Consider the following 7198-nt stretch of genomic DNA (forward strand, 5'->3'; position numbering starts at 1 on the left):
TGAAAACGAACAAATAAGGAGAGGATGAAAAATGTATCAGAAGATAATTGTATTTGTACTTTTAGCTACTGGAGTTATTTTACTATTCGTTGGCTGTCAGAATGAAGATATTGAACAAAAAGAAGTTGACAATAAAGAGATGGAGTTGGACGAAACGATGTTGACATTACTTACAACTGTTAAACCATACGGTGAAGTGGTTCATGCTGTTGCAATTGCCTTAGAAAATGAAGTAGATGCAACAGTACTATCAACTGATTCATTTAAAGTAGTGGTAGAAACAGAAGAGGGTCGTAAAGAGAGAACAATTACTGATATTTATACTAACAATCAGGCGAATACAATAAATCAACCATTACCTGGAGAGTTTTTAATTATTGAACTTGATCCAGATGATAATGATGCAGGGACTCTAGTTTATAATGAGGAAGAAGATTATAACGTTAGGAAGGAATTAACTTATTATCTCGAACAACTTGAAGATGTTGAAACTGAACTTGGACAACGAATAGTAAGTAATAAAGAAAATCTTTTGATTACGAAAGAATATCAGCAACTTGTTACTGATTTCAAATATGATGTTTTCAATTCTGATGCGGGACAAAATTTAGATTATTATTTGTTTGAGCCAGAGATTGAAGATAACGATTCTTACCCTTTAATTTTATTTTTACATGGAAATGGTGAAAGAGGTAATGGAAACGGAATTAATTTATTGGGTAATGAAGGTGCTATTGTTTGGGCAAGACCTGAACAACAAGCTTTGAATCCTGCTTATGTACTTGCCCCCCAAGCACCGTTAGATGGTGAAGAATTTTTTATTTGGGGCGATGAGCCTCGCAATAGTTCGGTAAAGGAATTAGTTGATGCCACTATTGAAGCTTATCCAATTGACCGAGACCGTGTATACGTTGTTGGGATTTCCATGGGGGCGATTGGAACTTGGCGTCTATTAGAGAATTATCCAGGCTTCTTTGCTGCAGCTGTAGCAATTGCGGGTACAACGAATTATGAGGAAATCGGTGAAGATAATATTGCTCCTGTTGATAAAACTCATTTAGATGCGTATTTTGATGTACCAATTTGGGCTTTCCATGCTGAAGATGATTTTGTTGTCACACCAGACAATATTAGAGAGTTAAATGAACTAGCTACAGAAGCTGGTATAGAACATTTTCATTATACTGAATATAAAGCAGAAACGATTATGCCGATGGGACATTTTTCCTGGGTGCCAGCTTTACAAGATGAAGAAATGCTACAATGGCTATTTGAACAATAAAATATAACAATACTATTTGAGTACCAATTCATAAAAAAAGAACTGCACATGGTGTAGTTCTTTTTTCTCAGCTATCCATTCCATTTAGTTAACATGTCATTAATCGGAAATCCTTGTCTCTTTAGTTTAAATTGAATGAAATCCTGTAACGCATGAGGACTTTGTTGTTTTAAGATTTGGACTTTTTGCTTAGATAATTCTAGATGATAATCTCGATAGGAATCGTCAATGACAAATAGTTTATACGTTTCATTCCATTCTGATTTAGTAAATTCAAATGTGTAACCATCCTCATACCCGATTAATAATTCTGAAACCACCACAACGATTTCTTCAAAAAAACGATTTTCTAATTCTTTCTTGTTTTTTTTCAAGAATGAATCACTCCCTTGGATTATCAACATACATAAAGAGTGACGAACAACAAAACACCTCTTTCGCAGGATGAAAGAGGTGTTAAAAGCCTAGTATTAATCATCATCCAAAGCGATTTGCTTTGCTGGTAGGGGCACCTTACTTATTGCAGGTTGCCGTGGAGTCATAGAGCCAGTTCTCTCGTCCACTCTTTATAATATATGTTGTTAAAAATATCATACCATACGTTGTAAAAAAATTCTAGTGTTGAAGTAAGAAACTATCGAAAATTTTGTCGTTTTTTGGAAAACGAAAATAAACAAACAATTCCATAAATATGTTAAAATAACTATATAATATCATAAAAAAATAAATTCATAGATTATAGAATGAAAATTTTGTTCAAATAAATAGAAAATTCTCTAAATTGAGGAGGGTTGAGATGACAAGCAATTTGTTTAATTCTGTTGGTCTCGAAATTAGACTTAACCGAGAAGAAGCTAGTATGCCTTGTAGAGAAACAGCTATTATTGAGGAGGCTAGCATTAGAAATATACAACAATCGAAAGAAGTTGCGAAATACCTAGGTAATGGACGCGATAATAGTGCACATCAGCTTAACAATCAACAGATATTTGAAATGTGTAATGAATGGTTTAAGTTTATTTTACGAGGTAAAATAAAGGAAGTAGAGGAATTTCTGCCAATTATTGAAAATAATAAGGATAAGATTCAAGCTATAGGTTTCTCTAGAATGATAGATGTTCATATGCTTAGTTATTATGTTCAAAAAAAAATGACTGATAAAGCAAAGATTCAGTATGAGACATTACAACATCTTTTTTCTAGTCTGAAGGGAACGGAAATTTACTATTGGTTTAAATTCTCTGGAGATTATTATTATTTTTTGGTTGCCTATAGTGACGCACAAAATGCCTATGTACAAGCAGAGAAAATGATAGAGCATGACATTGGTATTGATATTGAAGAAGAGATGGATTTATATTACCTTAGGGCTTTGACGGCAAGTAGACTAAAAAAAACCCATATTTGCTTTTCTTACGCCGAAAAAGCGTTAACTTATTATGATAAAGAACTGCATTTAGTTCGAATTGCTGAATGTCACATTTTACTTGGTATCGCATATGTAAGAATTGGTGAACCAATTAATGCCAAAGAACATTATTTTACTGCATTAGAAATTGGCGAGCGTTTGAACAGTAGATATATATTAGATTTATGTAATCAGAATCTTGGAAGGCTTGCTGATAAAACGCTTGATTATAAAAATGCTGTATACTATTATACTAAATGTTATCAATCTCATAAAAATTCTGATAATGAAGAAGAATTAATTCCGATTTCTAGTCTAATGAAAGCCCATTACGAACAAGGAGATTTGAAAACTGCTGAAAAATGGTTGCAAAAAGGTATTAATTTAAGTGAAAAATTAAAATTTAGTAATTCAATTTATTTATATGAATTTCGGGTTTATTATCATTTAATTAAAGGCTTTGACGATTCTTTTGAGTCTTTGATGCTTAACGAAGTTATTCCGTTTTTACAACGTAGAAAGTTATTATATGAAGAGCATATATATTTAAAGATTTTAGCAGATTATTATTTTTTTGAAGCAAAGAAATACAAGCTATCTGCTAATTGTTATAATGATGCACTTCATAGTTTAGCTAAACTTAAAAGAAAGAAGGTGATTTCATGAAACAATTAAGAAAATTGATGGTGATGGCCTTGTTAACTGTTTTCGTAATATCAACATCTATGACTTTTGAAACTGTAAAGCCAGTTGCAAACGAGGATAGTTCATATGTAATATCTCCATTCAACCACAAAGAACCTGGTCCTAAACCAACAAATTAAACTAAGGTGGTAAGAGAACGAATCCCCCTTTTTCATTTGAAAAAGGGGGATTCGTTTGTTCTTTCGGGTGCCTGTCACATCCCGTTTTTTGTCGGTTAATCTTTATTGTGACGAAAACTTGCGCAAGACTGCTGCTTCAAAACCTAACCCCCCTAATAATTAAAGTGTCCGTTTATATCGCATCGTACTGCAAATGACCATGATAGAGTTCGTAATAAAACCCTTTGTCTTCTAGTAAAGATTGATGATTTCCTTTTTCAATGATTTTCCCTGCGTTTAATACGAAAATCTGGTCTGCTTGTTGGATCGTGTTAAGGCGGTGAGCGATAACAAAGCTTGTTCGTCCTGCCATTAGGCGGCCTAAGGCTTCTTGGATTTTTATCTCCGTAATCGTATCAATACTACTAGTCGCTTCGTCTAAGATCAAGATCTTAGGATTGGCCAAAATCGCTCGCGCAATAGAAATCAACTGTTTCTGTCCTTGGCTTATCCCGGCACCTTCTTGTGATAAAAGTGTATCGTATCCTCCTGATAGCTTTGTAATAAATGAGTGGGCATTTGCTAATTTTGCAGCATCGCTTACTGCTTCATCGGTAGCATCAAGGTCACCATAACGAATGTTTTCCCTAATCGTTCCCTGAAATAAAAAGGGATCTTGTAAAACAAACCCCATGTGTTTACGTAAATTTTCACGTGTAATGTTTGCTGTATCTTGTCCGTCGATTGATATCGTTCCTGCATCAGGGTCATAAAAACGAGAGAGTAAGTTAATAATTGTTGTTTTCCCTGCACCGGTTGGTCCTACTAGCGCAATAGTATCCCCAGCATGAACTTGAAACGAGACATCATAAATGGTTTGCCCATCTTCATCATAAGAAAAAGAGACGTTCGAAAACGTAATATCTCCCTTAACAGATGATAAATCGACTGTTTTTGTCGCTTCTATTTCCTTATCTTCGTCCATCACATCGAAAACTCGCTCCGCACCAGCTACCGCAGATAGTAGAGTGTTGTATTGGTTCGCTAAATCATTGAGCGGGCGAGTGAACTGTCTCGAGTACTGAGAAAAGGTTACGATAATCCCAATGGAAACCAGTTCTTGTAATGCTAACATACCTCCAGCAAAAGCAATAATCGCGAAACTCAAGTTATTTAACATATTCATTAATTTAGGTATGAAACCAGAATACGCTTGTGCTTTGTATCCTGCTTCTCGTAATCGTTGGTTTTTTTCGTGAAATTCTTCCTTCACTTTTTCTTCTTGAGAAAAAGTTTTAATTACGCTTTGCCCTGAAATCATTTCTTCAATATACCCATTCAGATCACCGAGATTTTTTTGTTGATCACGAAAAAAAACTCGTGTTCGTTTCGTAATCCATTTCATACCGAAATATAACATAGGTAGCGTGGATAAGGTAATGAGTGTAAGTAATGGGCTCAGGTAAATCATAGATATTATTGTTCCTGTTAGTGTGAGAACACTGGAGAACACTTGAATAACAGAACTATTTAAAGTCCCGCTCACATTTTCTAAATCATTGGTAAGACGGCTCATTAGATCACCGTGCTGATTTTGATCAAAAAAACGAATCGGTAATTGATGAAGTTTTCCAAACAATTGTTTTCGCAATTTATACACCGTATTTTGTGCGATTCCGATCATAAAATAATTTTGAAACCAAATCGCGACAGAGTTAAGTGCATAAATGATAGCAAGAAAAATCAACAGCGGCAATAGACCTTCTGTTTGACCATCGACAAGATAATTATCAACAGCAAGACCTATAAGAAATGGACCGGCAAGGGTTAAGGCTGCACTTATCGCTACCAATAAAAGAACAAAACTAAGCATCCCTTTGGAATCAGCAAGATATACCCAAATCCTTTTTAAGGTTCCCCAGAGATTTTTTGCTTGTGGTGGTTTTTCCTGATGTGCGCGATTATGTCTAGCCATTATACGACCTCCCCATGATGCTGAGATTGATATATTTTCTGATAAATCTCACTGTCTTTAAGCAATACATCGTGATTTCCTTTTGCTACAACTTCACCATCTTCTAAAAGTAAAATGGTATCAGCTACCATTACAGTAGTGATTTTTTGTGTAATGATCAAAGTCGTACAAGATAGACTTTTAATCGCTTCGAGAATCTTTGCTTCTGTTTGTAGATCTAACGCACTCGTACTATCGTCTAACAATAAAATTTTTGGTTTGCGTATCATCGCTCGTGCAATAGATAATCGTTGTTTTTGTCCACCAGAAAGATTAACACCACGTTGCCCGAGCTTGGTTTCATATTGTTCTGGTAATTTTATAATCGTTTCATGTATTTGCGCGGCTTTTGCTGCATCGATGATTTCTTCCATTGTTGCATCATTTTTTCCCCAACAGATATTTTCTCGTACTGTTCCTGAAAATAATCGTGTTTCTTGAGGAACATAACCGATTTGCTTCCGGAGGTAATCAAACGACATCGTTCTAATGTCTTCTCCGTCTAAATAAATTGCTCCAGCGGTTACATCGTAAAGTCGAGGAATTAATTGAAATAAAGAAGATTTTCCAGAACCGGTCGCTCCTAATACAGCAACTGTTGTTCCATTGTTTACATTAAACGAAACATCATTTAGCACATTTTCCATCGTTATAGGATATTGAAAAGAAACGTGATCAAATAGGAGATTCCCTTTGCGATCCGGTTCTTCTGCTGATCCTTCTCCATCTTTTAAATCAACAGTAACATCTAAGACTTCCGTTATCCGTTCAGCAGAAGCTCTGGCACGAGCTAAGCCCATTAAAATAAAAGTGAAAACAGAGAATGCGTGCATAATTCGTGTTGCATAATTTACGAGTGCAACAATATTCCCTACATTGGTTTGTTCATTGGCTATTTGGATGTTTCCGAACCATAAAATAATGAGGATACTGGTATTCATAACAAAAAGGAGTACTGGCATAGATAGTTCAACCATTCGCAAGGCTTTCATTGTAGTTTCTTTTAGGTCTTCGCTCGCTGTTGCGAATTTTTCCTGTTCATGATTTTTTCTAAGAAAAGCCTTGATTAAACGCATGCCAGATAGATTCTCGCGCATCACGCTGTTAACAGTATCTAACTTTCTTTGAACACTTTGAAAGAGAAGAACCCCTTTGGACATAAGCCAAATCATAAAAAGTAACAATAATGGCATTACGATAAATAGGATGAGAGCTAATCTCCAATTTACAATTAATGACATGATAACGGCGCCGATAATTTGTAGTGGTGCCCGAGCCGCAATGCGTAAACCCATAAAAACAACCATTTGCAGTTGTCTAACATCATTGGTTAATCTCGTAATTAATGAGGAAGTAGGAAACCGATCCAGATTAGCAAAAGAAAAGGATTGGACTTTTTCAAAAACCTCTTTTCGAAGGTCATAACCAAACCCTTGGCTGATGCGGGAAGCATAGAAGGAATTTATAATGCCAGAAGCAAAACTAACAATCGAAAGTGCAATCATGATACCACCCCAGATCATTACAGTGGTAAGGTTATTTTGTTCAATCCCCTCATTAATAATTCTTGCCATAAATAATGGGGAAGAAAGCTCCACGAACAATTCAACTAGCATAAGAATCCAAGCAATACCAATCAGAACTTTATAAGACTTTAAATAAGAAAACAATTTCAGCATATGAACCTCCAC

General features: G+C 35.2%; 6 protein-coding genes and 1 riboswitch. Of the genes, 3 read left to right on the forward strand and 3 right to left on the reverse strand.

The features are described 5' to 3' along the window. Positions 1–31: 31 nt before the first annotated feature. Entirely contained in the window at positions 32–1282 is a 1251-nt protein-coding gene (locus tag OWO01_RS08145; protein WP_268779950.1) for a PHB depolymerase family esterase, read from the forward strand. A 71-nt stretch (positions 1283–1353) separates the two neighbouring features. Here OWO01_RS08145 and OWO01_RS08150 read toward each other — a convergent pair whose 3' ends face one another. Continuing rightward, entirely contained in the window at positions 1354–1656 is a 303-nt protein-coding gene (locus OWO01_RS08150) for a hypothetical protein (RefSeq protein ID WP_268779951.1), read from the reverse strand. A 97-nt stretch (positions 1657–1753) separates the two neighbouring features. Continuing rightward, a riboswitch (SAM riboswitch) is annotated at positions 1754–1857 on the reverse strand. Between the two features lie 221 nt (positions 1858–2078). Between OWO01_RS08150 and OWO01_RS08155 the strand changes: the two genes are divergently transcribed. Both OWO01_RS08155 and OWO01_RS08160 read left to right on the forward strand, forming a co-directional pair. Continuing rightward, positions 2079–3356: a tetratricopeptide repeat protein gene (locus OWO01_RS08155; protein ID WP_268779952.1), complete on the forward strand. Its 1278-nt coding sequence runs from the start codon at positions 2079–2081 to the stop codon at positions 3354–3356. Continuing rightward, positions 3353–3514: a hypothetical protein gene (locus tag OWO01_RS08160; RefSeq protein WP_268779953.1), complete on the forward strand. Its 162-nt coding sequence runs from the start codon at positions 3353–3355 to the stop codon at positions 3512–3514. Before OWO01_RS08155 ends, OWO01_RS08160 begins: the two co-directional genes overlap by 4 nt. 172 nt (positions 3515–3686) lie before the next feature. Here the strand turns inward: OWO01_RS08160 and OWO01_RS08165 are convergent, their stop codons facing one another. Then, complete coding sequence (locus OWO01_RS08165; RefSeq protein ID WP_268779954.1) at positions 3687–5468, reverse strand: ABC transporter ATP-binding protein; 1782 nt, start codon at positions 5466–5468, stop codon at positions 3687–3689. Continuing rightward, complete coding sequence (locus OWO01_RS08170) at positions 5468–7186, reverse strand: ABC transporter ATP-binding protein (RefSeq protein WP_268779957.1); 1719 nt, start codon at positions 7184–7186, stop codon at positions 5468–5470. The genes OWO01_RS08165 and OWO01_RS08170 overlap by 1 nt, the downstream gene beginning before the upstream one ends. Between the last annotated feature and the right edge of the window lie 12 nt (positions 7187–7198).

This window comes from Natronobacillus azotifigens, from assembly GCF_026805325.1.
Taxonomy (GTDB): Bacteria; Bacillota; Bacilli; order Bacillales; family Amphibacillaceae; genus Natronobacillus; species Natronobacillus azotifigens.

Coding starts and splice junctions, on each gene's coding strand:
- OWO01_RS08160 (WP_268779953.1), top strand. CDS start 3,353: ATGAAACAATTAAGAAAATTGATGGTGATGGCCTTGTTAACTGTTTTC.
- OWO01_RS08165 (WP_268779954.1), bottom strand. CDS start 5,468: ATGGCTAGACATAATCGCGCACATCAGGAAAAACCACCACAAGCAAAA.
- OWO01_RS08145 (WP_268779950.1), top strand. CDS start 32: ATGTATCAGAAGATAATTGTATTTGTACTTTTAGCTACTGGAGTTATT.
- OWO01_RS08155 (WP_268779952.1), top strand. CDS start 2,079: ATGACAAGCAATTTGTTTAATTCTGTTGGTCTCGAAATTAGACTTAAC.
- OWO01_RS08170 (WP_268779957.1), bottom strand. CDS start 7,186: ATGCTGAAATTGTTTTCTTATTTAAAGTCTTATAAAGTTCTGATTGGT.